At 53.9% G+C, this 26,574-nt stretch carries 29 protein-coding genes; 16 read left to right on the forward strand and 13 right to left on the reverse strand.

Going from position 1 to position 26,574, the window contains the following annotated elements; translation table 11 throughout:
* Positions 1 to 12: 12 nt before the first annotated feature.
* The 6 genes from mreC (at position 13) to ACSV5M_RS10840 (ending at position 8,465) form a co-directional block, all read left to right on the forward strand.
* The gene (gene mreC / locus ACSV5M_RS10815; RefSeq protein WP_439176333.1) at positions 13 to 837 is read left to right on the forward strand and encodes a rod shape-determining protein MreC; all 825 of its coding nucleotides are present in this window, start codon (positions 13 to 15) and stop codon (positions 835 to 837) included.
* Positions 837 to 1,325: a rod shape-determining protein MreD gene (gene mreD / locus ACSV5M_RS10820; RefSeq protein ID WP_439176206.1), complete on the forward strand. Its 489-nt coding sequence runs from the start codon at positions 837 to 839 to the stop codon at positions 1,323 to 1,325. Before mreC ends, mreD begins: the two co-directional genes overlap by 1 nt.
* Before the next feature lie 94 nt (positions 1,326 to 1,419).
* The gene (locus tag ACSV5M_RS10825; protein ID WP_439176207.1) at positions 1,420 to 2,040 is read left to right on the forward strand and encodes a Maf family protein; all 621 of its coding nucleotides are present in this window, start codon (positions 1,420 to 1,422) and stop codon (positions 2,038 to 2,040) included.
* Entirely contained in the window at positions 2,033 to 3,502 is a 1,470-nt protein-coding gene (gene rng / locus ACSV5M_RS10830) for a ribonuclease G (RefSeq protein ID WP_439176208.1), read from the forward strand. Before ACSV5M_RS10825 ends, rng begins: the two co-directional genes overlap by 8 nt.
* A 101-nt stretch (positions 3,503 to 3,603) precedes the next feature.
* Positions 3,604 to 7,902, forward strand: coding sequence for a YhdP family phospholipid transporter (locus ACSV5M_RS10835; RefSeq protein WP_439176209.1), 4,299 nt, complete (start codon positions 3,604 to 3,606; stop codon positions 7,900 to 7,902).
* A 59-nt stretch (positions 7,903 to 7,961) separates the two neighbouring features.
* Positions 7,962 to 8,465: a GNAT family N-acetyltransferase gene (locus ACSV5M_RS10840; RefSeq protein ID WP_439176210.1), complete on the forward strand. Its 504-nt coding sequence runs from the start codon at positions 7,962 to 7,964 to the stop codon at positions 8,463 to 8,465.
* A gap of 30 nt (positions 8,466 to 8,495) precedes the next feature.
* Here the strand turns inward: ACSV5M_RS10840 and yjgA are convergent, their stop codons facing one another.
* The 11 genes from yjgA to ACSV5M_RS10895 all read right to left on the reverse strand — a co-directional run bounded on the left by yjgA (position 8,496) and on the right by ACSV5M_RS10895 (position 16,407).
* Positions 8,496 to 9,017 carry a ribosome biogenesis factor YjgA gene (gene yjgA, locus ACSV5M_RS10845; RefSeq protein ID WP_439176211.1) on the reverse strand — a complete coding sequence of 174 codons (522 nt, stop codon included), beginning with the start codon at positions 9,015 to 9,017 and terminating at the stop codon, positions 8,496 to 8,498.
* A gap of 81 nt (positions 9,018 to 9,098) precedes the next feature.
* Positions 9,099 to 9,383, reverse strand: coding sequence for an HPr family phosphocarrier protein (locus ACSV5M_RS10850; RefSeq protein WP_439176212.1), 285 nt, complete (start codon positions 9,381 to 9,383; stop codon positions 9,099 to 9,101).
* Positions 9,384 to 9,392: 9 nt separating this feature from the next.
* Positions 9,393 to 10,262, reverse strand: a complete 870-nt coding sequence (gene rapZ, locus ACSV5M_RS10855) for an RNase adapter RapZ (RefSeq protein WP_439176213.1) — start codon at positions 10,260 to 10,262, stop codon at positions 9,393 to 9,395.
* 73 nt (positions 10,263 to 10,335) lie between these two features.
* Entirely contained in the window at positions 10,336 to 10,788 is a 453-nt protein-coding gene (gene ptsN / locus ACSV5M_RS10860; protein WP_439176214.1) for a PTS IIA-like nitrogen regulatory protein PtsN, read from the reverse strand.
* A 6-nt stretch (positions 10,789 to 10,794) separates the two neighbouring features.
* On the reverse strand, positions 10,795 to 11,085 hold the full coding sequence (gene hpf / locus ACSV5M_RS10865) for a ribosome hibernation-promoting factor, HPF/YfiA family (protein ID WP_439176215.1): 291 nt from the start codon (positions 11,083 to 11,085) through the stop codon (positions 10,795 to 10,797).
* 127 nt (positions 11,086 to 11,212) lie between these two features.
* Positions 11,213 to 12,823: an RNA polymerase factor sigma-54 gene (locus ACSV5M_RS10870; RefSeq protein WP_439176216.1), complete on the reverse strand. Its 1,611-nt coding sequence runs from the start codon at positions 12,821 to 12,823 to the stop codon at positions 11,213 to 11,215.
* A 148-nt stretch (positions 12,824 to 12,971) separates the two neighbouring features.
* On the reverse strand, positions 12,972 to 13,697 hold the full coding sequence (gene lptB, locus ACSV5M_RS10875) for an LPS export ABC transporter ATP-binding protein (RefSeq protein WP_439176334.1): 726 nt from the start codon (positions 13,695 to 13,697) through the stop codon (positions 12,972 to 12,974).
* Between the two features lie 7 nt (positions 13,698 to 13,704).
* Positions 13,705 to 14,265, reverse strand: coding sequence for a lipopolysaccharide transport periplasmic protein LptA (lptA, locus tag ACSV5M_RS10880; RefSeq protein WP_439176217.1), 561 nt, complete (start codon positions 14,263 to 14,265; stop codon positions 13,705 to 13,707).
* Positions 14,252 to 14,836, reverse strand: coding sequence for an LPS export ABC transporter periplasmic protein LptC (gene lptC / locus ACSV5M_RS10885; protein ID WP_439176218.1), 585 nt, complete (start codon positions 14,834 to 14,836; stop codon positions 14,252 to 14,254). Before lptC ends, lptA begins: the two co-directional genes overlap by 14 nt.
* Positions 14,837 to 14,847: 11 nt before the next feature.
* Complete coding sequence (locus tag ACSV5M_RS10890) at positions 14,848 to 15,381, reverse strand: KdsC family phosphatase (protein WP_439176219.1); 534 nt, start codon at positions 15,379 to 15,381, stop codon at positions 14,848 to 14,850.
* Positions 15,382 to 15,435: 54 nt separating this feature from the next.
* A complete protein-coding gene (locus ACSV5M_RS10895) occupies positions 15,436 to 16,407 on the reverse strand; it encodes a KpsF/GutQ family sugar-phosphate isomerase (protein WP_439176220.1) in 972 nt (323 codons plus the stop codon).
* 269 nt (positions 16,408 to 16,676) lie between these two features.
* On the opposite strand from ACSV5M_RS10895, the gene ACSV5M_RS10900 reads away from it, so the two are divergent.
* The 5 genes from ACSV5M_RS10900 to hisD all read left to right on the forward strand — a co-directional run bounded on the left by ACSV5M_RS10900 (position 16,677) and on the right by hisD (position 21,000).
* Positions 16,677 to 17,306, forward strand: a complete 630-nt coding sequence (locus ACSV5M_RS10900; RefSeq protein ID WP_439176221.1) for an MlaC/ttg2D family ABC transporter substrate-binding protein — start codon at positions 16,677 to 16,679, stop codon at positions 17,304 to 17,306.
* Positions 17,307 to 17,449: 143 nt separating this feature from the next.
* The gene (locus ACSV5M_RS10905) at positions 17,450 to 17,698 is read left to right on the forward strand and encodes a BolA family protein (protein ID WP_439176222.1); all 249 of its coding nucleotides are present in this window, start codon (positions 17,450 to 17,452) and stop codon (positions 17,696 to 17,698) included.
* 43 nt (positions 17,699 to 17,741) lie between these two features.
* Positions 17,742 to 19,007 carry a UDP-N-acetylglucosamine 1-carboxyvinyltransferase gene (gene murA / locus ACSV5M_RS10910; RefSeq protein ID WP_439176223.1) on the forward strand — a complete coding sequence of 422 codons (1,266 nt, stop codon included), beginning with the start codon at positions 17,742 to 17,744 and terminating at the stop codon, positions 19,005 to 19,007.
* 18 nt (positions 19,008 to 19,025) lie between these two features.
* Complete coding sequence (gene hisG, locus ACSV5M_RS10915) at positions 19,026 to 19,658, forward strand: ATP phosphoribosyltransferase (protein WP_439176224.1); 633 nt, start codon at positions 19,026 to 19,028, stop codon at positions 19,656 to 19,658.
* A gap of 34 nt (positions 19,659 to 19,692) precedes the next feature.
* Positions 19,693 to 21,000, forward strand: a complete 1,308-nt coding sequence (gene hisD / locus ACSV5M_RS10920; protein ID WP_439176225.1) for a histidinol dehydrogenase — start codon at positions 19,693 to 19,695, stop codon at positions 20,998 to 21,000.
* A 38-nt stretch (positions 21,001 to 21,038) separates the two neighbouring features.
* On the opposite strand, the gene ACSV5M_RS10925 is transcribed toward hisD, so the two are convergent.
* Both ACSV5M_RS10925 and ACSV5M_RS10930 read right to left on the reverse strand, forming a co-directional pair.
* Positions 21,039 to 22,178, reverse strand: coding sequence for a S1C family serine protease (locus ACSV5M_RS10925; protein WP_439176226.1), 1,140 nt, complete (start codon positions 22,176 to 22,178; stop codon positions 21,039 to 21,041).
* An 80-nt stretch (positions 22,179 to 22,258) separates the two neighbouring features.
* Positions 22,259 to 22,759 (reverse strand): YhcB family protein, encoded by a 501-nt coding sequence (locus ACSV5M_RS10930; RefSeq protein WP_439176227.1) that lies wholly within the window; start codon positions 22,757 to 22,759, stop codon positions 22,259 to 22,261.
* 176 nt (positions 22,760 to 22,935) lie between these two features.
* Between ACSV5M_RS10930 and ACSV5M_RS10935 the strand changes: the two genes are divergently transcribed.
* The 5 genes from ACSV5M_RS10935 to petA all read left to right on the forward strand — a co-directional run bounded on the left by ACSV5M_RS10935 (position 22,936) and on the right by petA (position 26,574).
* Positions 22,936 to 23,595, forward strand: coding sequence for an alpha/beta hydrolase (locus ACSV5M_RS10935; protein WP_439176228.1), 660 nt, complete (start codon positions 22,936 to 22,938; stop codon positions 23,593 to 23,595).
* A gap of 79 nt (positions 23,596 to 23,674) precedes the next feature.
* On the forward strand, positions 23,675 to 24,790 hold the full coding sequence (gene zapE / locus ACSV5M_RS10940) for a cell division protein ZapE (protein WP_439176229.1): 1,116 nt from the start codon (positions 23,675 to 23,677) through the stop codon (positions 24,788 to 24,790).
* 120 nt (positions 24,791 to 24,910) lie between these two features.
* Positions 24,911 to 25,339 (forward strand): 50S ribosomal protein L13, encoded by a 429-nt coding sequence (gene rplM, locus ACSV5M_RS10945; protein WP_439176230.1) that lies wholly within the window; start codon positions 24,911 to 24,913, stop codon positions 25,337 to 25,339.
* Positions 25,340 to 25,349: 10 nt separating this feature from the next.
* Positions 25,350 to 25,742, forward strand: coding sequence for a 30S ribosomal protein S9 (gene rpsI / locus ACSV5M_RS10950; protein WP_439176231.1), 393 nt, complete (start codon positions 25,350 to 25,352; stop codon positions 25,740 to 25,742).
* A 238-nt stretch (positions 25,743 to 25,980) separates the two neighbouring features.
* Positions 25,981 to 26,574, forward strand: a complete 594-nt coding sequence (gene petA, locus ACSV5M_RS10955) for a ubiquinol-cytochrome c reductase iron-sulfur subunit (RefSeq protein ID WP_439176232.1) — start codon at positions 25,981 to 25,983, stop codon at positions 26,572 to 26,574.

Consider the following 26,574-nt stretch of genomic DNA (forward strand, 5'->3'; position numbering starts at 1 on the left):
GCCATTAAACCTCTGTTCACAAAAGGTTCTGCGGGGACGTCGCGGGCATTAATATTTATTGTGCTGATGATCGCCCTGATCTTTATCAGCATCTACACCAATTGGTTGACGCCGGTGCGTCAGCAACTCAGTGTCCTGGCCGTGCCTTTCTACAAACTTACCGACATACCGCATCGCCTTGATGTTTGGCGCCAGAACACCTTTGTTTCCCGGCGCGACCTGGCGCTTGAAAACGAAACCCTCAAAACCGAATTGCTTATCCATCAGCGCAAACTCCAGCAGATGGCCGCCCTGGCTGCTGAAAACGTGCGCCTGCGCCAACTGATGAACGCCACCGATATCTTGCAGGACAGTGTGCTGGTGGCCGAGTTGATCGGTGTGTCTCCCAATCCCTTGAGCCACACGGTGGTGATCAATCGTGGCGCCAGCGAAGGTGTCTTTGAGGGTCAACCGTTGTTGGATGCTTTTGGCCTGATGGGGCAGGTTATTGAGGTCAGTGAACACAGCAGTCGGGTGCTGTTGATCTCGGATGCCACCCACGCCTTACCCGTGCAAGTGAACCGCAACGGTGTGCGCGCCATAGCGGAAGGCACGGGTGATCTTAACCGTCTGCGTCTGCGGCACGTCTCCAATACCACTGATATTCGGGAAGGCGACTTGCTGGTCAGCTCTGGCCTGGGCAAGCGCTTTCCAGTGGGCTACCCGGTCGCGGAAGTCGAAAGCGTTGTGCGCGATCCCGGCCAGGCATTCGCCACGGTAATTGCCCGTCCGATGGCCCGTCTGGATCGCAGCCGTCATGTTCTGCTGGTCTTTGATTCTCGGGACAATACCCCCTGATGTTGCCGGCCAGATACCATGCCCAGGTCGTTATTGCCGCAACCTTTGTGTTGGCGCTGTTACTTGCTGTCTACCCTCTGCCGTTGTCATGGCGCTGGTGGCGCCCCGAGTTTGTGGTCATGGTCGCCATTTACTGGATTTTTACCTTGCCGCTGCGCACCAGCCTGATACTCCTGATATTGCTCGGTTTATTCCAGGATTTACTGGAAGGTGTGCCCTTTGGCCAGCATGGTCTGGCACTGGTTATTGTGGCCTATATCTGTCTTCTGTCTTATCAACGGGTACGCAATTACTCCCTCTGGAAACAATCTTGCTGGGTGTTTGTATTAGTGGGTATTGCCCAATTGACGGACAACTGGGTGCAGGCCATGAGCGGCAGGCCATTGAGTGGCATTATGTTTTTGTACCCGGCGTTTGCCAGCGCGTGCTTCTGGCCTATCTGCTACCTTTGGTTGGAGGCGGTGCGCCGACGCTATCGCATCGCCTGAGGCGGTCCAATAACCGCTGGCGGCTTGGGATTACGATGATAAATAACCACAGGCTTTTGCTTCACTTTCTCACCATTCAGGGGTTGTTCAGTTGATGGCTGCTACATCTCATCTCTACCTGGCGTCACGCTCGCCCCGGCGGCGGGAGCTGCTTAACCAGATCGGTGTTAACCACAGTGTGCTGCAAGTTGATGTGCCGGAAATGCCGCTCGCAGGAGAACGGCCTGAGGAGTACGTCCAGCGTTTGGCACAGGAAAAATCCCTTGCGGGTGTGACGGTTATGCAGGCATTAGGCTTGCCCGAGTTGCCGGTGCTGGGCGCTGACACCATTGTGGTCTGTGACGGGGCGATACTGGAAAAGCCGCAGGATAAAGCCCATGCCCGTGAGATGTTAAAGCAGCTATCGGGTCGCACACACCAGGTGATGACGGCGGTGGCGCTCACGAACCGTGAGGCGTCGCACAGCAGGCTATCGGTGACAGAGGTTGAATTTCGTCCATTGAGCGATGATGAAATTAATGATTATTGGGTTTCCGGGGAGCCTTGCGATAAGGCCGGTGCATATGCAATCCAGGGCTTGGGTGCCGTCTTTGTCAGTAGTTTGCGGGGCAGCTACAGCGGCGTGGTGGGTTTACCCATTGAGGCGACCGTGGAATTAATGCAAATCTTTGGTGTGCCCTGGTGGCAGCCGGTTAAGGATCAACTTGATGAGTGAAGAGATACTGATCAACGTCTCTCCGGTGGAAACACGGGTAGCGCTGGTGGAAAACGGTGTGGTACAGGAACTGTACATCGAGCGCAGCCATGGCAAGGGCTACGTCGGCAACATCTATAAAGGCAAGGTAGTACGTGTGCTGCCGGGTATGCAGGCGGCATTTGTGGACATAGGCCTGGGCCGCACGGGTTTTATCCATGTAGCCGACATGATTCCCGAACCACCGGAAGGGGAGTCGCGTCGCCACGACCTGCCGGATATCCGCACCCTGGTGCGCGACGGGCAAACCTTGTTGGTCCAGGTCGCTAAAGACCCCATCGGTACCAAAGGTGCACGCCTGACAACACACCTGACGTTGTCGTCACGCTATCTGGTGTATATGCCTAATAGTCTGCACATCGGCGTGTCGACACGTATTGATGACGAGCAGGAGCGGGAGCGGCTGCGGCAGGGCGTGGAAGCTGCCGCCCAAGCCTCTGGCGTCAGTGGCGGGTTTATTGTGCGCACGGTGGCGGAAGGGGTGGATATTGAATCCATCGTGGCGGACATCCCTTTCTTGCAGAAACTTTGGGCAGACTTGAGTGCCAAACAGCCAACGGTCGATGCCCCGGCGGTGATCCATGAAGACATGCCGCTGTACCTGCGCGCGTTGCGTGATCTGGCGCGGGCGCCGCTGGAAAAAATTCGGGTCGATTCGCGCCTCAGCTGGAAGCAGATGCGCGACTTTGCCGCCAATTATTATCCGCAGTTGGTGGAACTGATTGAGTGCTATACCGATGGGCGGCCACTGCTGGATCTCTACGGTGTGGAGGAGGAAATCCGCCGCGCACTGGACACCCGCGTACCGCTCAAATCCAACGGTTACCTGATTATCGAGCAGACCGAGGCCATGACCACGGTGGATGTGAATACCGGGGCGTTTGTCGGCCATCGCAACCTGGAAGAAACCATCTTCAAGACCAACCTGGAAGCCGCCAGCGCTATCGCCCGTCAACTGCGTCTGCGCAATCTGGGTGGCATCATCGTGTTGGACTTTATCGATATGCAGGACCCGGAGCATCAGCGGCAGGTGTTGCGCACGCTCGAGAAAGCCCTGGAGAAAGATCACGCCAAAACCCGCATTACCGGTGTGTCGGAGCTGGGGCTGATCGAGATGGCGCGCAAGCGAACCCGCGAATCCCTCGGGCAGATGATGTGCGAACCCTGCCCGGTATGCCATGGACGAGGACAGGTCAAATCGGCGGAGACAGTCTGCTATGAGATCTTTCGCGAAATCCTGCGTGAGGCGCGGACCTATAACAACGAAAAGTTTTTGGTGCTGGCATCTGCTGTGGTGGTGGATCGCCTGCTGGATGAGGAAGCCGCTTATGTGGCGGACCTTGAAGCCTTTATCGGGCGCACCATCGAGTTTCAGGTAGAGACTCTGTTTACCCAGGAGCAATACGACATTGTGTTGGTCTAGGTGCACGTTGCGCTGGACTGAGGGGGTAGTTTTTACGTGCACGCATAACGCCCGGCGGCTTGTGTGCAAACCTGTTAATACCTGGAATTGAATACTGTCGAATGACCCGCGTGCTTCGCTATCTGGTGAAAAAGTTTTACACGCTGTGCGCCATCGTCCTGATCAGTCTGGCGGTGTTGGTGCAGTGTGGGCGGAGCTTTTCGCACCTGTTGAGCGAATATCCGCAGGAGCTGAGCGACTACCTGTCCCAGCGCCTGAATGCCGACGTTCATATCGGGGCGATCAGCGCTAACTGGGAAGGGCTTAAACCGGTGGTGGATGCGAGTGACATCCGCATTGCCAGCCAGGCGCAGGAGCCCATCCTGACCTTGCAAAAAGCGCGTATGCGGCTGGACCTGATCAGTTCGCTATTGAATTTCCGCCTGGTGTGGGGCGGTATCAACGTCCACCAGGCAGCGCTGGCATTTGAGCAGACGCCTGAGGGTTTTTGGCAACTGCCGGGGCTGCGTTTTCAGGCCCGGGAGGACCAGGAGGCGGCCCAACTGGATGCCCTGTTCGATATGCTGTTGCTCTCCACCCATATTGAACTCCATCAAACCCACCTTGATTTCACGTTTCTCGATGGTCACAAAATCGCCCTGGATTCGCCTTCCGTAAGGCTGGAAAACAAAGGCAACTTTCATCGCCTCTCGCTCCAGGTTGATGTGGAAGAGCACATGAACGCTGTCACCCTCGTTATGGAGGCGCAAGGAGATCCTCGCAATCAAAATCGGTTCAGGGCACGCGGTTATTTGCAGTTGGATGAGTTTCCCACCAGTGAGCCGTTGGCCGCTGCCGGCGCCTTGCTGTTACCCGGCATTGATGACTGGCAATGGCGCAGTGATGGCTCTCTGGATGCCCGCTTGTGGTTCAGCACCCGAGAGAACAGCGAAGGCTTTAACCTGAGCGGCAGCCTCGGTTTACAAACCTTGTCTTTGCCGGTGCTGGATCGTCGTTTGGAATTAGCCAGCTTTACCACCCAGGTGAACGGTCACTGGTTACGCCAGGGCGGGTGGCAATTGGCCCTGCAAAATATTCGCGCTGACGTTAACGAAACCCGCATTGACGCATTAAACATCTCGGCCTCGGCCCCGAGCATGGAAGGACCGGTGTTATTGCAGAGTGATGCCCTGGATTTACAGCGCTGGACGCGAATTCTGGATGACGCTGGCGCATTCGGCGACGGCAATTTGCAGGACATATTGCTCACCCTCAACCCTCAGGGCGAACTGCGCAACCTTCAGGTAAGTGTACCGCTGGATGCGCCAAAGGCCTGGCAGTTGCAAGCCAATGTTCATCAGGTGGGGGTGGACGCATGGCGGGGCGTGCCGGCCTTGCGGCAGGTGGATGGTTTTGTACAGGCGGATCAACGGGGTGGTTTTATCAATCTCGATAGCCGGCAGGGATTCAGCATGCATTACATCCCCACCTACGCGGCGCCCATGGCGTTTGAGACGGCGCAGGGGCAGGTGGCCTGGTCATTGCAGCCGGAGAATAACCAGATCTATGTCAACAGCGGTGAGCTCAGCTTTCGCAACGGCGAAGAGCAGGTTAACGGGCATATGTGGCTCGCTATCCCCTGGCAGCGCAACAGCGGTGACATTGATCTATACCTGCAAATCGGCGCGCGCCAGATTGCCGCGGGACATTACCCCAAATATACCCCGGCCGTCTTACCGCAGACCCTGTTGTCCTGGTTAAAGCAGAGTATTGGCGAGCATAACAACGGCATGGTCAATGAGGTTGGCTTTGTCTATCGCGGCACGCTGAATACCAAAAACACCATGGCCCGCAGCCATCAGTTGTATCTCGACATCCACAACGCGGAGTTGAATTACCAGGACGGCTGGCCACCCCTGCGCGATTTGCGCGGACGTTTGCTGGTCAACGATAACTATGTCGATGCTACTGTGAGTGAAGGCAAGATCTACAGCAGTCACCTGCAGCAGACCCATGTGCAATCCCGTCCCCTTCCCAACGGGCAAGGCTCCATTTTACGGGTAAAAGGCGCCATCAGTGGCATGGCCAGCGATGGGTTACGGGCGTTGCGCGAAGGCCGGTTGCGTCAGTATGTTGGTGACAATATGGATCGCTGGGACGTCACTGGAGACATGCTGGCACACCTGGATATCGCCGTTCCCCTGGGCGGATCGGGCGAGGGGGCCTATCAGCGCGTTGATGTCGATCTGGATGTGCCGACCTTTACCTTGCAGGATTACGACCTGGCGATAGAGACTGTGCAGGGGCGTATCACCTATTCGAGCCGGAGCGGGTTAAGCAGCCGCAACCTGACCGGGCGGTTATTTGAAGAATCCGTACGCGTCGAGCTCGATAACATCGACAGCGACACCGACAGAAAGACGCTTATCGACGTCAAAGGCAGCGTCAAGCACCAGCGTCTGGCGGAGTGGAGCAAGCGCCCCGAGTTACTCTTCCTGGACGGCAAGATTCCTTACGATGCACGCATCGAAATTATCCATCGTCCCGCTGTCCGGCCCGATAAACCAGATGCATCTGGAGATGTAGCCGCGCCTGGAGAAACAGCTAACGAGCAGCTCACCATAAAGGCTGCGCCTGACCGGCGACTGGCCAGTATTCAGGTCCGGAGCAACCTCGAGGGTGTGGCTGTCGATTTGCCAGCGCCCTATGGAAAGCCGCCCGAGCAGCAGCGCGCATTGGGGGTGAACCTTCATATTCACCAGCGCACATCGCTGATTGATGTGAATTACGCTATGCCGGACGGTGCAGCGGCGACGGTATCTGAAGGACTTGCCAAAGAGACCTTGGCACTTCCGGATCATGCCGTCCAAGCTTTATTCAAACTGGAGCGCGAGGGCAGCCATTTGCTCAACGCTAATGTTGCTCTCGCGCGCCCGGCTGTGCTGCCTCGCGAAAGACGTTTTTTGCTCAACGGATATTTGCCTGAATTTAACCTGGCGCAATGGCAAAGCGTACAGGAACGCTACCTGCGCTACACCGACCAGATCGTGCCCAAGGTGTCTGCTGCGACCAGAATAGTACCGATGGAAGAGGTGTTCGAGCATAGCGGCCCAGTCGCAACGCCGCCTCCATCAACACCCTCACCACCGCTGCAAAAGCCTGACCCGACTTTAGTGGCCGGTTTACCCTTCCTGGCTGATATTACCCTGGGCAAACATGAACTCGGCCCCTTGTCTTTGGAAAACCTGGCCTTGCAGATTCAACCGCGTGCAGATGCCTGGCACCTGGCGTTCAGCAACCCGATGCTGGCGGGTCAGGTGCGCTTGCCGCAGAATCAGCGTTTGCCCATCACCGTCGAGTTGCAATACCTGCATCTGGGACGCGCCATGCTCGGTGAGTCGGCGGATGACCTGGACAGCATTGAGGCAGAGTTCGACCCGCGCGACCTACCCAGCGCCGATATCAGTATTGCGGAGCTGCATTACGAAAACAGCAACTACGGGAATTGGTCGGTGCAACTGCGTCCCAATGCGCAGGGGGCGGTATTCAATAATATTCGCGGCAATATCCGGGGGATTACCGTCAGTGGAGTATCCACGGCGGAAGGCGATAACCCGGCAGGCGCACAATTGTTTTGGCACAAGGGTGCAAATGGAGCGCGCACGCGTTTTGTCGGGCTCCTGAGTGCGGGTGATATCGCCGACGTAATGCGCCAATGGGAAAAACCGGACATCCTCGAAAGTACCACGGCCCGGTATGAAGTGGATTTATCCTGGCCGGGTTCGCCGCACCAGGTGGCGTTAAAGAGTCTGAATGGGCGGGTAAATCTATTGATGGAAGATGGGCGCTTTAAACGCAATCCCAGCGTCGGCAGCGATGGGTTTTTGCGACTGGTGGCACTGGTTAATTTTGATACCCTGGCGCGTCGTCTGCGCATGGACTTCTCGGATCTGTATAAAAGCGGTCTTGCCTATGACGAGCTGCGCGGCAGCGTTACCTTCGATGCCGGAAAACTCATCTTCACCGAGCCCCTGCAAATGAGCAGCCCCTCCAGCCGGTTGCAAATGGCTGGCAGTATTGACCTGGTGAACGAGACAATCGATTCCCGTTTGGTGGCCACCTTACCTGTGGCCGGTAACCTGACTTTTCTCGCCGCCTTGGCAACCGGGCTGCCGGCTGCGGCTGGTGTATACGTGATCAGCAAGATCTTTAAAAAGCAGGTGGACCAGGCGACCAGTATCAGTTACCGCATTCGCGGCAGTTGGGATGAGCCAGAGATGAAATTTGACCGTTTGTTTGAAAGTGAAACCAGCCTGCGCAATAGCGTAACTGAAAATGGCGATACATTGACGGACTCTCCGCAGGGTGAGGGAGGGCAAGAGGATGTTTCCGCACCGGATAACACCCCGAAGTCCCGTTAGTGCGTGATAAATCGTCATGTTGGCATAATGAAATGGCTCGCAGCGTTGGAGGATAAGCCATGTTGATTCGTCAGGAACGACACGCAGATATCGACACCATCTTTCGTTTAACCCAGGCAGCGTTTGAAGATCATCCTTTCAGTGACCACAAGGAACAGCTCATCGTTAATGCCCTGCGCGCCGCTAACGCCATGACCTTATCGCTGGTTGCACAATGGGATGATGAACTGGTGGTGGGCCATGTGGCCTTTTCGCCGGTTGAGATATCTGACGGCGGTCAACACTGGTACGGACTGGGGCCGGTTTCGGTAATGCCGGCGTATCAGCGGCGTGGTATCGGTAGGGCGCTCATCCAACAGGGATTGCACACACTGCAATCTGCCGGCGCGAAGGGGTGCGTGGTCATGGGCGATCCGGATTACTACCAGTATTTTGGCTTTCGGCATTTGCCGGAATTGGTCTATCAGGATGTGCCGCCGGAATATTTCCTCGCCCTGGCGTTTTGCCAGCCAACCCCGCAAGGGTACGTCACTTACCATCCGGCTTTTTTTGTGCAGGAGTAGAACAGATTCTGGCGAAAGCCGGTGCGCTAATCAGTGATCGTGGGCTTCCATTTGTTCGCGGATATAACGAAATAATTTGCGTGCGCTGGCGGGCGGTTTATTTTCCGCTGCTTCTTTTTGCGCAACACGAATTAATTGGCGCAGGTGTTGGACGTCCACGCCGGGATGTAATTGAATAAATTCCTGTAACGCCTGATTATCACCACCAATCAACAGATCCCGATAGCGTTCCACCTGATGCTGGCGATGAATATAACGGTCACTTTTGGTTTGTAGTTGATCATAAGCCTGCTGAATCGCCCCATGATCTGTCGTGCGCATCAATTTACCGATGTACTGTAAATGGCGCCGCCGGGCTTCGCGGTGAACCATCTTGCGGGTTTCGAGGATGGCTTCCATCAATTTGGGTTCGATGGGGATTTGGGCCAACTGGTTATCGTTTAACTCCACCAGCTTTTCACCCAGCTCCTGCAGCGCGGTCATCTCGCGCTTGGCTTGCGACTTGCTGCGGATGTAGTCGTCGGGATTGATGTCGTCGTATGAATAAACCATGGTCTTGTCAATCTGCGGTGGGTATTAAAAAGGGCAGCTAGGTTAGGTAAAAGCCGGGCAAATAACAACAGGAATCGGTGGTTATTCGTCTTCTTCAAAGCGCTCGGTGATGAGCTTCAGGATCGCTTCCATCGCACAGGCTTCGTCGTGACCGTCGGCCTGGACCTCGATATCCGTACCCTGGGTGGCTGCCAGGAGCATCAATGACATAACACTCTTGGCATCAACCCAGTGGTTCTCACATGTGCTTGAAGCAACACGCACCTGGATGCGCGCCTCAAACGGCATTGCTGTGGTTACCAGCTTGGCGGCCGCGCGGGCATGCAGGCCGCGTTTGTTGATGATAGTCACTTGTTCGATGAGCATAAAAGGACATCACGCTTTCTTGTGTTTATTGATGTCTCGGTGCCGGACCTGTACATCGTTATAAAATCGGTTGAAATGTTTTTGTAACCGTTCACTCAGGTAGACCGAGCGATGTTGTCCACCGGTGCAGCCGATGGCAATCGTAATATAGCTGCGATTATTGGCCTGGTAGCGCGGTAGCCAGCGGGTGAGATAGCGCTCGATATCCTCGTACATTTCCTCAACGGAATCCTGCTCCTCAAGAAAATCGATGACGTCCTGATCCTTGCCGGTCAGAGGGCGCAGGTTGTGTTTCCAATGGGGGTTAGGCAAACAACGCGCATCAAAAACCAGATCCGCATTCACCGGAATGCCGTGTTTGAAACCGAAAGATTCAAACAGGATGGCCATATTGGATTCATTACGGCCAACCACGCGTTCTTTCACCAAATCACGTAATTCATGCAGATTCAAATGGCTGGTATCCAGCACCAGATCGGCGGCATCACGAATCGGTTCCAGCAGGTTTTGTTCTTCGGTAATGGCTTCTTCCAGGTTGGTGTTGGTATCGCTCAAGGGATGCTTGCGCCGCGTTTCACTGAAACGCTGGATCAACACCGAAGGTTGTGCGTCAAGGAATAGCACGCGAAACGGTACATGGGCTTCCTTCAGTGTCTCAATCATCATCGGAAAAATGTTGAGATCCTGCCAGGCGTTGCGCACATCGATACCAATGGCAAATTTCTGCGTGTCATCCTTGTGAATCTGGATTTGTGCAACCAGCGCCGGCAACAGGCTCACCGGCAGATTGTCGATGCAATTAAAGCCGACATCCTCCAGAACATGCAGTGCGGTACTTTTACCCGAACCGGATAATCCACTCACTATCACTAAATGCATGGGCGTAGGTTCCTGTGACTTATTCATCAATCCGCCGAGGCTGCCGGACATTGTTTGTTTACAATGCCGCTGATTAATCCTTGCTGATGGCTATCTCGTACAAGGCTGCGTCGCTGTCAGCACCGCGCAAACGCTCGCGAAATTCGCTGTCATTGAGCGCGCCCGCGAGGGCCGCCAGGTTTTGCAGATGTTCGCCATGGGCATTTTCGGGCACCAACATGGCAAATAAAATATCCACTGGCTCAGAGTCAATGGAATCAAAGTCGATGGGCTGGTTGAGGGTAATCAAGGCCCCGATGACGCCGTCATAGTTTTCCACCCGACAGTGTGGAATGGCAATGCCGTGGCCAATACCCGTGGAGCCGAGTCGCTCCCGCGCAATCAGCCGACGAAATAAATCGTCGGCGTCAATAGCGGGAATGTCCTGGGCGATGGTGTTGGCAAGGATTTCCAGCACACGCTTTTTACTGACACCCTCGATGTCGCACAAGGTGCGGCCCGGGGTGAGAAGAGATTGTATTTGCATAATGTATTAACGATGGCTGCGCATTTTTTCTTTGTGTTTAATCAATTGCCGATCGAGCTTATCGGTCAGCAGGTCAATAGCGGCATAGAGATCTTCTGATGTCGCATCGGCGAATAAATCCTTGCCGCTTACATGCACGGTGGCTTCCGCTTTTTGTTCCAATTTATCTACCGAGAGAATCACATGGGTATTGGTGATGCGGTCGTGATGATTATTGAGACGCTCAAGTTTATTGTTGACGTAGTCCTTGAGGGATTCGGTAACTTCCAGATGGTGACCGCTGATAGTAATTTGCATAGTACTTCCTCTTCGTTATGACAGTTGCTTAATCTTGCCTTGCGACACGATTATTGATTCCTGCATAGTGCTAAAACACTTTCTGCATACCCGATGTTGATCAGCCTAGCAGTGGAGAAAAAGGATGTCATAGTAAACTTTTACGCTCATTGGACGGCGGGATATTCAATGATTCCCGATACTTGGCGATGGTGCGTCGCGCCACCTGGATTCCCTGCTCGGATAAGAGCTCGGTGATCTTGCTGTCGCTCAGAGGCTTTTTTGGATTTTCCGCGCTCACCAGTTTTTTGATGATGGCACGAATCGCCGTAGAAGAGCATTCGCCGCCGCTGTCTGTACTCACATGACTGGAAAAGAAATATTTAAGTTCAAAAATTCCCTGGGGTGTATGCATGTACTTCTGGGTCGTAACCCGCGAAATAGTGGATTCATGCATATCGACAATTTCAGCGATATCGTGGAGTACCAGCGGCTTCATTGCTTCGGCACCGTACTCAAGGAAGCCGCGTTGTTTTTCCACGATGCAACTTGCAACTTTAAGCAGGGTTTCATTACGGCTTTGCAAGCTTTTGAGAAACCAGCGTGCTTCTTGCAGGTTGTCTTTCAGAAAGGTGTTGTCGCTACTGGAGTCTGCCCGTTTTACCATGGAGGCGTAATCGGTATTGATCCGCAGACGGGGCGCAATATCCGGATTTAATTCGACAACCCAGCGGCCATCCCGCTTTTCCACGAAGACATCCGGTACCACATACTCGGTGTCGCCGGACGCAATCATATCGCCCGGGCGCGGATTCAATCCCTGGATCAGCGCCACCGCCTGGCCCAGTTCGCTTTCCTTGAGTTTGGTGCGCCGCATCAATTGGCGGTAATCGCGACTGCCCAGCAGCGGCAGGTATTGCTTGACGATCAGCTTGGCCGGTTCGAGAAAAGGCGTAGTCGGGGCGAATTGTTGTAGTTGTACCAACAGGCATTCAGACAGGTTCTGACTGCACACCCCGCAGGGGTCAAATTGTTGCAGGCGATGTTGTACCGCAACCACCTCGTCCAGTTCCAGCTCATCCAGTTCAGTGATCAAACCTTCATAGATATCGGTAAGGCTGACAGAGAGCATACCGCTGGGATCGACCGCATCGATGATTGCCATGGCGATAACGCGGTCCTGATCTGACATGGGGGTCAGATTGAGCTGCCACATCAGGTGATCGTAAAGGGAGTCGGTAACGGCGCGCCGGCTTTCAAAGTCGTTATCTTCGCCATCGTAGGAGGATGCGTTGCTGGTATGGGAGGACTGATACACATCGTCCCAACTGGTATCTACCGGCAATTCATTGGGGATGGATTCATTCCAGTCGGTGTGGGGCTCATTATCGACGTAGCTGTCGTTATCCGAAAAACTTTCGTTGTCTGAAAAGCTTTCCGTGTCGTTGTAGCTCGTTTCTGCGTAGCTGTCCTTGTCGGCAAAGGTATCTTTATCGTTAAAACCTGAATCAAGATCTGCGTTGGCTTCTGCGGCCACTTCCTGTTGGCGAGGGTAATCACTGTCTTCTCCGTCACCGGCCTCGGCGGGAGTGTGGCTGTCATAAGCCTCTTCAATTTCCAGCATGGGGTTGGAATCCAGGGCCTCCTGAATTTCCTGCTGCAGATCAAGGGTCGACAATTGCAACAGGCGGATTGCCTGCTGCAATTGGGGCGTCATGGTCAGTTGTTGGCCGAGTTTTAGCTGTAGAGACTGCTTCATCGTAAGTAGAACTAAACCCCAAAAAAATGATGTTGTTCAGGTGGAGTTTAGACAGCCTTTGTCTTGCAGGCAATAACACCTAGCAATCTTTGTGCCTGTTATACAAATTTAATGGCTTGTCAAGTGATTTGTCAGAATACACCTGAAGTTACAAGCGGAAATTTTCGCCCAGATAAACTTCGCGGACCTTGTGATTACTCAGGACCGTTTCTGCATCGCCTTCGGCGATGATGTGACCTTCACTGACGATATAGGCGGTTTCGCAAATATCCAATGTTTCGCGTACGTTGTGATCGGTAATTAACACACCAATGCCGCGATCTTTGAGGTGGCGCACAATCTGTTTGATGTCATTGACGGAGATGGGATCAACCCCCGCAAAGGGTTCGTCGAGCAGGATGAATTGTGGTTCGGTCGCCAGTGCCCGGGCAATTTCCACCCGCCGCCGCTCACCGCCCGATAGGGACATGCCAAGGCTATCGCGGATATGGGTGATATGGAATTCCTGGAGCAGGGAATCGAGTTTCGCGTGCCGCTGCTTGCGATTGAGGTCTTTGCGGGTTTCAAGGATGGCCATGATGTTGTCGGCCACCGTCAGTTTGCGAAATACCGAGGCTTCTTGCGGCAGGTAGCCGATACCGGCGCGCGCGCGGCCGTGGATCGGCAGATGGGTCAGGTCTTTCCCGTCCAGCACGATGCGACCTTCATCGGCACTGACCAGACCGGCAATCATATAGAAACAGGTGGTTTTGCCCGCGCCGTTGGGGCCCAACAACCCGACAATCGTACCGCTGGTGACGGCGAGTGATACATCAATAACCACTTTACGGCTCTTGTAGCTCTTGGCGAGGTGTTGGGCTTGCAGCGTCGGCATGGTCGACTCAATCTTGATTGATGGTTTGGGGTGGGATGATGATCTCAATGCGCTGCGGTTGCTGCGCATCGTTTTTTCCCGCCGCTTTCATAATTTCTTTGCGAATATCGTAATCAATGCGGTTGCCACTGATAGATGCGCCGTTTTCCTGCTCCAGAAATGCATCTTCCAGCAGTAACAAATGCTCATCGGTCAGGGTGTAGCGGATGCTGTTGGCCTGGGCGGTGATTGTCGCCTGGTTTTCGGCCGGTTTTTGTTGATAGCGCGCTGGTGTACCGCGGGCTTCCATCTTTTCAACTTCATCTTTGTTGTTGGTATGGATAGTGATCCGGTCCGCACTGATCTCCAGTGTGCCTTGTTTCAGTTTCACGTCGCCGCTGTATGTGGCGGTCCGTTGCTTGCGATCCAGTTGAGCGCTGTTAGCAGAGATATGGATGGGTTGTTCTTTGTCGCTGGGCAGTGCATGAGCCGGTGTCGACAGCCACAGGGCGCAGAGTAACGGAGTGAATATTGATACAAGCGGTTTGCACGCCATCATAGAAAATCTGACATTGTTATTGAGGTTCATATGTCCCTCGGACCCTGGAAAGTAACTCGATGCGGTCTTCACCCAAGTAAGCTTTCATGCCCAGCGTGTCGAGGTGGCCTTGTTGGGCGCGCATCTTAACAGCTTTATCGGTTTCGGCGTATTGCTGGCTGGCCTTGATACGCAATTCACTGGTCAGTAATTCCAGGAGCCCTTCTTCCGATGATTGCTGATAAACGCGCACGTCGTTAAACAGGGTTACCAACTGGCCGTTCTGATCAATTTTTCCCTCATTGGCCGTGAGATGCCAGGGCGCAATAGCGGCACTTTCACTAAACAACATGCGCGGTTGGGTCAGCATGGTGTAATCATTTGGACCCGGGAGGTTTGGATTGATCTGGAAGTGCTCGGCAGTATCTGTGGTCAGGATATTGCGCAGGTTGCCGTCCGCATCATATTCGCGCAGCTCGATATCGGTCATATAGGCTTGGGGGAAATTGGCACTTCTCACAATATCTTCGCCCAAAAGTTCGGTGGGCGACTTATCCCAAAAAGCCACCAGCCCGATCACCAGCAGCGAAATAACAACCCAGGGCAGCGGAATGCGCGACATGAGACACTCCGTTAATGATGTGTTGGCAAGTAATGTGCAAGCGCTGCATCAAAGGTGCCCTGCGCTTGCATGATCAGGTCACAAGCTTCGCGTACAGCACCCTGGCCGCCATGAAACTGACTTTGCCAGTGGGCGCGATCAAGCACGCTTATATGGGCGTTGGGTACTGTCAGTGCCAGGCCGACGCGACTCATCACGCTGAGGTCTGGCCAGTCATCGCCCATGAACGCAACTTCTTCCAGGGAAATGCTGTTGTCCAGATTCTCCTGCAAGGCGACCCATTTATCTTCCCGCCCCTGGATTAGCAATTCGATCCCCAGGTCCTTGGCGCGTTTGGCGACCAGGGCGCTGGTACGCCCGGTAATAATGGCTACTTTCACACCGCTGCCCTGTAAGAGTTTGATGCCGTGGCCGTCCAGGGTACAGAAGGTTTTCAGTTCATCGCCAGTATTGCTGAAGTAGAGTTTGCCATCGGTGAGGACACCGTCGACATCGAGTATCAATAATTTAATACGGCGGGCGCGTTCCAATAAATCCGGGGTCATTCAGGGCTCTCGGGCAAATAAATCGGGTTGATGAGTTTGCGCAGCGGGGGTGGGTTAAATCACGCCGGCACGTAAAATATCATGCATGTGTACGACTCCGATGGGGCGATTTTGTTCGTCGCCGACAATCAGGGCGGTAATTTTGCGGTCTTCCATAATCTTCAGTGCTTCTGCGGCGAGTGTCGTATCGCGCACGGTTTTGGGGTGGCGGTTCATCAGGTTGCGCATCATGGCTTTGCCGATATCGACGCCCTGGTCGATGCTGCGACGCAAGTCGCCGTCAGTAAAGATGCCCAGTAAGGTGTTTTGACTATCGACCACCGTGGTCATGCCAAAACCTTTTTCTGTCATCACCAGTAGCGCCTGGGATAACGGTGCGTCAGCGTCCACGCGGGGAATCTTGTCGCCGGCGTGCATGATATCCGCGACGCGCAATAATAGCTTGCGGCCCAGGGCTCCGCCGGGATGGGAAAAAGCAAAATCCTCAGCAGTGAATCCGCGTGCTTCCAGCAGCGCTATGGCCAGGGCATCGCCCATCACCAGGGTGGCTGTTGTGCTGGAGGTGGGTGCCAGTGCCAGGGGACAGGCTTCGCTGGCGACGCTGATGTCCAGGTGTGCCTCAGCTATTTCGCCCAGCACGGAAAAACGGTTGCCGGTCATGCTGATGATCGGAATCCCCAGGCGTTTTAACAGCGGTAGTAAAGTGACTATCTCACTGGAATTGCCAGAATAAGAAATGGCGATCACCACATCGTCTTTAGTGATCATACCCAGGTCGCCATGGCTGGCCTCGCCGGGATGAACAAAAAATGCCGGTGAGCCGGTGCTCGCCAAGGTGGCGGCGATCTTACGGGCAATGTGACCGGATTTACCGATGCCTGTGACAACAGTGCGTCCGCGGCAACTCAGGATCATCTCGCACGCCTTGATAAACTCCTGGTCCAGTCGCTCCCGCAAGGCCGATACGGCGCCTGCTTCGATATCGATGGTGCGCAGCCCGGAGCTGATAAAGTCGAATTGAGTCATGCGGGGCGAGATCTCGCTGCTGGATGGTCTGGGTGAATCAAGCGGGCATTATAACGGCGTAAATGATTGCCGCCACCCTCCGTAGGCGTTTGCGCTCCCGCGCGGCGGAGTTTTCGCCTACTGAGGCCAGTGGTATAGTGCGTGGCCAGATTTTCAGCCGGGGGATTAACGTTGTTCATCCTGACGACAGGTGCAGGGCACTTATCGCGCTGATGGCAGTCTTACCTACCGGCAATTTCCCGTATGACAACATGAGGTTAGGAATTCAGATGACTTATTTATCGCACAAGGTAACCGGCGCTTTGTTGTTAATTGCTGCCTGTTTCGTATTGAGTTTCCAGGCGGTCGCTGCAGAGAAGGAGGTCAAAGATCCTCGTGAATTGGTTGAAGAAGTCGCGCAAGAATTATTTGCCGTAGCCAAGGCCAACCCGGGCGAAAAAGCCAGCTCGGAAGCGTATTTCAATGAGGTGGAAGCCATTCTTGAGCGCGTAGTGGATTTTCCTTTTATCGCTTACGTCGTGATGGGTGAGAGTGGCAAGAAAGCCACTGAGGAACAAAAGCAACAATTTGCGGAAGTGTTTAAGAGTGGCTTGGTTAGATCTTATGCCAAAGGTATCGCAGCCTATGCGGACAGTAATATCAAGATCCTGCCGGTCAGCGTCAATCCAAACAGGCCCACGGCAGTCACTGTCAAGCAAGAGGTAACGGACAAAGGTAATGTCCATCATTTGGCTTACAGCATGCGCCTGAACAAGAAGACCAATGAATGGAAGTTGATCAACGTAACGCTCAATGGTGTTAACCTGGGTCAATCTTTCCGTAGCCAGTTCAGCCAGGCTATCGCCAAGCAAGATGGTGACATCGATAAAGTGATCAGCAATTGGTTATCTGAAGCCTGATCCTGTTTTAATTCGCGTCTCGCCGGTCATTGCGACCGGCTTCGCACATGCGGGATGCGCCGCCCGGCGCATTCCGGTAAGATTCCCTCCCTTGCTTATCCTTGATTCACGTCACCGGGCCAGGAGCCCTGAGAAATATATTTATGCAGTCTGAAGACATCAAAGCGCTGATCGAAGCCAGTATCCCTGACAGTCAGGTCCAGGTTGGTGTACAAGGAGATCACATCAATCTGGTTGTTATCAGTTCGGCCTTCACTGGCCTTTCTACCGTTAAAAAGCAACAACTGGTCTATGCCGCTTTGGCAGGATTGTTTGCTGATGGCCGCGTTCATGCAGTGGATTATATGAAAACATTTACGCCGGAAGAATGGCAGCAGCAACAGCAACAATAATCGCCCAGCGATTCGACGCCCTATCTCCTAGCCCAGGTATCCAATGGATAAATTAATGATCAAGAGCGGTGGTCCGCTCAGCGGCGAGATTCGCATCTCCGGCTCAAAGAATGCCGCTCTGCCGATTCTCGCCGCCACCTTATTGGCAGACAGCCCGATATTGCTGCGCAACATGCCCCACCTGAATGACATCACCACCATGCTCGCCCTGTTGCGTTGTATGGGGGTGGGGGTGACGATTGATGAACGTATGGGCGTGGAGATCGACCCCACCAGCATCAATGATTTCACGGCGCCCTACGAACTTGTCAAAACGATGCGCGCCTCTATCCTGGTGCTGGGGCCCATGTTGGCCCGGTTCGGTGTGGCCAACGTGTCTTTTCCAGGCGGCTGTGCCATTGGTAGCCGCCCTGTCGACATCCACCTGCGCGGCCTCGAAGCCATGGGTGCGATTATTGATATCGATGAAGGTTATATCCGCGCTAAAAGTAACGGGCGCCTCAAGGGTGCGCATATTCTGATGGATGTGGTCACTGTAGGCGGGACCGAGAACCTGTTGATGGCCGCAGCGCTGGCCGAAGGGACCACTGTTCTGGAAAACGCAGCCCGCGAGCCGGAGATTGTGGATCTTGCCAATTTGCTGGTCGCCATGGGGGCACAGATTGAAGGTATAGGCACGGCGACATTGGTGGTGCACGGCGTAAACCGTTTGCAGGGTTGTCACTATTCGGTGATGCCGGATCGTATTGAGACCGGAACCTACCTGGTTGCGGCCGCTACTACCCGCGGGCGTATCAAAGTCAAGGACACCAGTGAAGCGATTCTCGAAGGGGTGTTATTGAAGCTTGAGGAGGCTGGGGCCCATATCAGCACCGGCAAGGACTGGATTGAGCTGGATATGAAAGGCAATCGCCCCAGGTCGGTGAATCTGCGTACCGCGCCTTATCCGGCATTCCCGACCGATATGCAGTCCCAATTCACCGCCATGAACGCCGTGGCGGAAGGAACAGGCACAGTTACCGAGACGATCTTTGAAAATCGCTTGATTCAAGTCCACGAATTGAATCGCATGGGGGCCAACATTACCCTCGAGGGCAACACGGCAATCGTCAAAGGTGTGGAGCGCCTGAAGGGTGCGCCGGTAATGGCCAGCGATCTACGCGCTTCCGCGAGCCTGGTGATTGCCGGTTTAGTAGCGGAAGGGACGACGCTCGTGGATCGGATTTACCATATTGATCGTGGTTATGAATGTATCGAGGAAAAGCTCCAGGCGCTGGGTGCCAATATTCGCCGGGTGCCGGGCCGTTAAATTTATTGTTGGACTGCTATGAACCAGACATTAACCATCGCCCTGACCAAAGGGCGCATTATGGATGAGACTTTACCGCTGCTGGCGGCGGCGGGTATAGAACCTCTGGAAGATATTGCCAGGAGTCGCAAACTGGTTTTTGATACGAACCAGGACAACGTGCGTCTGCTGGTGCTGCGGGGTGCGGATGTGCCCACCTACGTGCAGTTCGGCGCAGCAGATATGGGTGTATCCGGCAAGGATACCCTGATGGAAAATGGTGCGGATGGGCTCTATGAGCCGCTGGATCTCAATATCGCCCGCTGCAAATTAATGACGGCGGCTATTAAAGATGTACCTACCCGGCCCGGTCGTATTCGCGTCGCGACCAAATATGTCAATATCGCCAAGCAATATTACGCATCTCAAGGCCGCCAGGTGGACATCATCAAGTTGTACGGCGCCATGGAGCTTGCCCCCATTATGCAATTGGCTGATGAAATTGTGGATATTGTGGATACGGGTAACACCTTGCGTGCTAACGGCCTTGAGCCGCGCGATTTTATCGCCGATATCAGCTCGCGCCTGATCGTCAATAAAGCATCCATGAAGATGAAGCACATCAAGATTCAGCGGGTTATTGATGACATCGCCAAAGCTGTGGCCAAGTGATTTTTTATTAATGTTTATCTGCTAGAGCAACATCATGTCTGAACCCTTTATTAATCGTCTGGATGCTGAACAAGCGGATTTTGCCGAGGCACTGGGTAGGTTGCTTGCGTGGGAATCGGTATCCGATGCGCGAGTCGCTGCCGTGGTGGATGACATCCTGCAACAGGTTCGTGCGCGCGGCGATGCTGCAGTGATTGAATATACCAATCGGTTTGATCGCCGTAGCGCGACGGCGATGTCTGAGTTGCTGGTTTCCAGCACGCAATTGCACGCTGCGCTGGAAATGATTAGCCCGGAACAGCGTCAGGCGCTGGAATTGGCTGCAACTCGTATTCGTCAGTATCACGAACATCAACGCCAGGAATCCTGGCGTTATACCGAAGCCGATGGCACCGTCCTCGGACAGCAAATTACGGCAATGGAGCGAGTGGGGCTGTATGTCCCCGGTGGTAAAGCCTCTTATCCATCTTCTGTATTGATGAATGCCATCCCAGCCAAGGTGGCAGGTGTCGCACAGTTGATTATGGTGGTGCCGGCTCCGGAGGGCGTGCTTAATCCGATGGTGCTGGCGGCAGCGGCCATCGCCGGTGTTGACCAGGTTGTTACCATTGGCGGCGCCCAGGCAGTAGCGGCGCTCGCGTATGGCACAGAGACGATTGCCAAGGTCGATAAAATAGTCGGGCCGGGCAACATCTATGTGGCAACGGCCAAGCGCGCAGTGTTTGGCCAGGTCGCTATCGACATGATTGCTGGCCCTTCTGAAATTTTGGTGATCTGTGATGGCAAGACAGATCCGGATTGGATCGCAATGGATCTGTTTAGTCAGGCGGAGCATGACGAACAAGCTCAGTCGATTCTCTTGTGCCCTGATGCCGCTTATCTTGAGAAGGTTGAGGCAGCCATGCAAAAGTTGCTGCCGACCTTGTCGCGTAGTGCGATTGCCGGTGTCTCTGTTCGTACGCGGGGTGCTTTGATAAAAGTGCGCGATATCGCCCAGGCGCTCGAGGTGAGTAATCGGATTGCGCCAGAGCATCTGGAGTTGTCAGTAGAGGATCCCGAAGCGCTGTTGCCGCAGATTCGCCACGCCGGTGCCATTTTTATGGGGCGTTACACGCCGGAAGCCTTGGGGGATTATTGTGCTGGTCCGAATCACGTTCTGCCGACCTCGGGGACTGCACGTTTTTCTTCGCCTTTGGGGGTCTATGATTTCCAGAAGCGCAGTTCGATCATCATGTGCTCCGCCAGGGGTGCTTCAACATTGTCGCGCACAGCTTCAGTATTAGCGCGAAGCGAGGATCTTGAGGCTCATGCACGTTCGGCAGAATACCGCATCACTGATTAACGATAAGCGTGTAAAAAAGCCGGCGGAAGCCGGCTTTTTTATGTTCGGGTGCGCGCACTGGGTCTTACCCCCGCAATCGCCACCAATTCCAGTGTCTCTCCTTCGCGCACAACCCGCAGGTTCACTTCGCTGCCGGGTGTGATATCGGCCACCAGGAAAAGGCCCTGACGCGCATCCGCAACCGATTGATTATTGATGTGGGTGATGATATCGCCGGGTTTCAGATTCGCCCGATCAGCAGGGCTGCCCTCGAGAACGGCCATCACAATGATACCTGCCGTCCCATAGCGTTTCATGCCCTCGGGGGAGAGTTGGTTAGCATCCAGCCCCAGCCAGCCACGCACGACACTACCGTGCTGCACAATTTGCTCAAGGGATTTCATGGCGGAATCTGCCGGTATAGCGAAGCTGATGCCGGCAGACGAATCAGTCTCGTCCAATACGGCGGTGCTGATACCCAGTAAATTGCCGCGCGCGTCTATTAAGGCACCTCCCGAGTTGCCGGGATTTATAGCGGCGTCGGTCTGGATGTAGTTTTCGTATTCATTATTGGTGCGCAAACCATAGCGACCGGTAGCACTGATAATGCCCAGGCTTACACTTTGGCCGACGCCGAATGGATTGCCAATAGCAAGGACAACATCGCCAACCTGTGCCTTGACCGGTTCCCCCATTGTAATCGCGGTTAAGTTTTCCAACTCAATCTTGAGCACCGCAATATCATTATCCGGGTCGGTACCGACCAAGGTCGCGGCCGTTTCCCGTCCGTCGTGCAGCAGAACAATAATTTCGTCGGCACCGCTGATAACGTGGTTATTGGTCAGGATGTGGCCATCCTTGCTGACGATAACCCCGGAGCCGAGTGTGGATTGCATGCGGACTTGCTGTGGCGTGTTGGCGTTATTGAATAAGTGGCGATAAAGCGGATGGTCAGAGTAGCGATAGCGGCGCTTGACCAATTTGGTGGTGTAGATGTTAACGACCGAGGGTGCCGCCTTGTTTACTGCGTCCGAATAGGACACCGGCCCCCAGTTGCCTGAAGCTGCGGGAGCGGGTGAGGATGGCGCGCTATCGCTGTTCTGGCGCAGGCCGGGGAACAGCAATAGCAATAGCACCGCAACCAACAAGCCCGCTGTGACGGGCCATCCGAGGAAGCTGAATAAACGCTGGACTGGCATGCTAGGCTCCGATCATCGTCATGTCGGTGGTGGGGGCCAGTACAAGGTCGATGAAATCCTGTGGCTGGTGACTGACTTCCTTAATGCTTTTTAGGTGTGTCATCGAAGTCATAATCATCGGCTGACTCAGTGGGCGTCTTGTGGTCGTGGTCTTCGTGGAGTCCAAAATCTTCACTCAACGCGCCTTTGGAACCGGTTGCCTTGGGAGCCCAGTCGCGAGGCGGTTCAAAATTCTGTTCGCTGATGTAGGTTTTCTCAGTACTCAATAAATTGGCGTTTGCCGCTTCCAGGATTTGGCGGCTGATGGCTGGTGTTGCCAGCTTCAATGCGCTGTTGGCCAAATGCTCATGTACATCGCGATAGGATTGAGTCAGGTTGTTAACCAGTTGGGAGGTTTGGGCAAAATGCTCGGCCACATCGCGCTGATAACTCTGTAGGGTGTTTTCCGCCTCATGCAGGCGCTGCTCCAACTCGCGACTATAAACCTGGGCACGAAACAGGTAGAGCAAAAACGCACCGAGCCCGGCGCCTGCGAGCAGACTGATCAGGCTGGTCAAGACAAGGGTACTGAGTGAAAACACAAAACTCTCCTTAAACTGCATAAAATATCTGCCCATGGCGGGTAGCGGCCGGGCAGGGGTCAGGCGTGCACATTATATACACGAATGTATTATACGGTCTTTAGTGTGGATTGAATCGCCATTATTTGTAGTCACCCAACCAATGTTGGTTGGATCTCCTAACGAAGCGGGTGTTTATGACTGTCTCAGGACCGAATGATTCTCAACTTTTATTGCCCGGCCCATCGGGCGTCATTGAAGCGCGGCTGACGGCGCCGGATGAGCAGGGCTCGTTAGCGCCCCGGCAACTGGTGGTAGTGATTTGCCATCCTCACCCGGTCCATGGTGGAACCATGGATAACAAGGTGGTAACGACCTTGGTGAGAACCTATCGGGATCTCGGCGTGACCGCAGTGAGCTTTAACTTCCGTGGAGTGGGGAAGAGTGAGGGTACTTTTGATCATGCGGTGGGCGAGGTGGATGATCTGCTGGCGGTCATCGAGTGGGTCAAACATGAATATCCGAACGCTGGCTTGTTGTTGGCCGGGTTTTCATTCGGCTCATCTATTGCTGCCCAAGCTGGTTATCGCGTGACAGGTATTCGTCATCTACTCCTGGTGGCGCCACCCGTTGAGCGATATCCCTATGACCAGGATAAGCGTTTCCCTTGTCCGGTTATTGTCATCCAGGGGGATCGCGACGAGCGTGTCAACGCAGCTGGGGTCTACGCATGGATGGAGGGATTAACATCTCCGGCAGAATTGATCCGCTACGACGAAGCTGGCCATTTTTTTCACGGCTACCTGACTCGCCTTAAACAGGATTTATCGCCGTTACTTTTCCGACAATTGAGCTGATAGCTCTGATTGCCTCCCTTGATCAACGCGGTTAGAGTGGCGCTCGCCGAATTGCTGTTATTGAGTTAACCAGTAGCCTATGAATCCTTCCCCCCTCGAACGTTATCAGCGCGATCTGGAGCGACCGGACTTTCATCGCGACCCAGCCCAAGCCATGGCAGTAGACTTGCTGCAAAAACTGTATGAAACCTTGATTGCACATCATGCGAAGCAAGAGTCGCGCGGATTACTGTCCCGGTTAAGTCAATATTTTGCAAAGCAGGAGTCAGAACCTATTAAGGGATTGTACTTCTGGGGTGGCGTCGGTCGGGGCAAGACCTACCTGATGGACAATTTCTATGAAAGCCTGCCATTCGAGCAAAAGATGCGCGTGCATTTTCACCGATTTATGCGGCGCGTGCACGGAGAGCTGAAACAGCTCAGCGGCCATAAAGACCCGCTGCAAAAAGTGGCGGAGACCATCAGTGCGGAGGTGCGGGTAATTTGTTTTGATGAATTTTTTGTCTCTGACATCACCGATGCCATGATTCTCGGGACGTTAATGGAGGCCTTGTTCAAGCGAGGTGTGACGCTGGTGGCGACCTCCAACATTGAGCCGGATGGCTTATATAAGGATGGCTTGCAGCGCGCCCGTTTTTTGCCCGCTATTGCCCTGCTTAAAGCGCACACCCAAGTGGTCAATATAGATGGTGGCGTGGATTATCGATTGCGTGCACTGGAGCAGGCTGAACTCTATTACTCACCTTTAGGTGAGGCAGCAGAACAGAATTTGATGGGGTGTTTCAAAGCACTCGTACCTTGTAATGACGAGATTGAATCCGATCTTCAAATTGAGATAGAAGGCCGTTCGATTGCCGTGCGTTATGTGGCAGAAGATGTGGTGTGGTTTGATTTTGGTGCAATTTGTGAGGGGCCTCGCTCGCAGAACGACTATATCGAGTTGGCTCGTGAATACCATTCAGTGGTTATTAGTAACGTACCGGGTATGGGGCGTGATAATGATGATCAGGCGCGCCGGTTCATCAATTTGGTCGACGAGTTTTATGATCGCCACGTGAAATTGGTCATCTCCGCAGCCCGGCCCCTGGTTGAGCTGTATGGGGAGGGTAAACTGAGTTTCGAATTTCAGCGAACAGTGAGTCGCTTGCTGGAGATGCAGAGCCGCGATTATCTCGCCAAGCCGCACCGTCCCTGAGCTGCATCCACCGGCCGGGGCCACCCGCAGGTGGAAAATCCCCTTGAAAAGGCGAATTCAGTTGTGTAGTATTCGCGCTCTTTTTGGGTGGGTCACACCACATTAACAGGCAGGAATAACATGAAGACATATAGTGCCAAAGCAGAATCCGTCGTTCGCGACTGGTTCATCGTCGATGCGGCGGGGAAAACCCTCGGTCGTATGGCGGCGGAAATTGCCTCGCGTCTGCGTGGCAAGCACAAACCTGAATACACTCCCCACGTGGATACCGGTGATTACATTGTCGTAATCAACGCTGAAAAAGTGCGTGTTACCGGTAAAAAGTTGACTGATAAAATTTATTATCATCACACCAACCACATCGGCGGTATCAAGGCTATCAGCTTCGAAAAGTTGATCGAAAAGGCTCCTGAGCGCACTATCCAGATCGCGGTTAAAGGCATGTTGCCGAAAGGTCCGCTGGGTCGTGCAATGTTCAAGAAGTTGAAAGTGTACGCAGGTAATGAGCATCCGCATGCTGCTCAGCAACCTCAAGAACTGAATATCTAAGGGGGCTGACATGGCTGCAACTCAATATTACGGTACAGGTCGTCGCAAGACGTCTACCGCTCGTGTATTTATCACCGCTGGCAGCGGTACTATCACTGTGAATGATCGCCCTCTGGATGAGTACTTCGGTCGTCCGGTATCGCGCATGATCGTTCGTCAACCACTGGAAAATGTGGGTCTGACAGAAAAATTTGATGTAAACGTCACCGTTAGCGGTGGCGGCAGCTTTGGTCAGGCAGGTGCTATCCGTCACGGTTTGACCCGCGCACTGATGGAGTACGACGAGTCACTGCGTTCAACCTTACGTAAAGCCGGGTTTGTTACCCGCGACTCGCGTGAAGTGGAGCGTAAGAAAGTGGGTCTGCGCAAAGCGCGTAAGAGACCACAATACTCCAAGCGTTAATTTTTGCTGGCTGGTCTTTCCGGCGAGCGACAGTTCTTCGCAAACGCCCAGGCCGTCAGCGGCTTGGGCGTTTTTTTATGCCTTCTGTTTATAATCCGCTGCTTTCATGTGGTTATTCTTGTAAGCGGCGCTTAATTTCATTAAGATTGGCCATTTTTTGCGTATCTCAAAAATAATTCTAAATCATTGAATTTTAGTGATTTACAGGCCGTTGGAAGCTGTTAGGGGAGAATTCGTCATGACCAATGACGTAGTAAATAAAACGCGTCGCCGCGTTCTCACTGCCGCTACATCCGTTGTGGGTGCGGTAGGTGTGATAGGTGTAGCTGTTCCTTTCGTAGGCTCCTGGAATCCCAGTGCCAAGGCAAGGGCTGCCGGTGCTCCAGTTAAAGCCAATATCGGCAAGATTGAGCCCGGTCAGATGATCACGGTTGAATGGCGTGGTAAGCCAATTTATATCGTGCGTCGAACACCTGAAGCGCTTGCAGGACTGGAAAAGACTGATGATCTGGTGCGTGATCCAAACTCTGAGACACCGCAACAGCCGGAGTACGCTAAAAACCATCACCGCTCTATTAAAGAAGAATATTTAATTCTATTAGGTTTATGTACGCACCTGGGTTGTGCCCCTATGTACCGTCCGGACGTCGGCGCGCAGGATCTTGGCGGTGATGAATGGCAGGGTGGCTTCTTCTGTCCATGCCATGGTTCCAAATTTGATCTGGCGGGTCGTGTGTACCAAGGCGTCCCCGCGCCGATTAACCTGGAAATACCTCCGCACTCGTATGAGAGCGATAACGTGGTCGTCATCGGTGTGGATCAGGAGGCATAA

Source organism: Cellvibrio sp. ARAG 10.3 (genome assembly GCF_051846955.1).
Lineage (GTDB): Bacteria > Pseudomonadota > Gammaproteobacteria > Pseudomonadales > Cellvibrionaceae > Cellvibrio.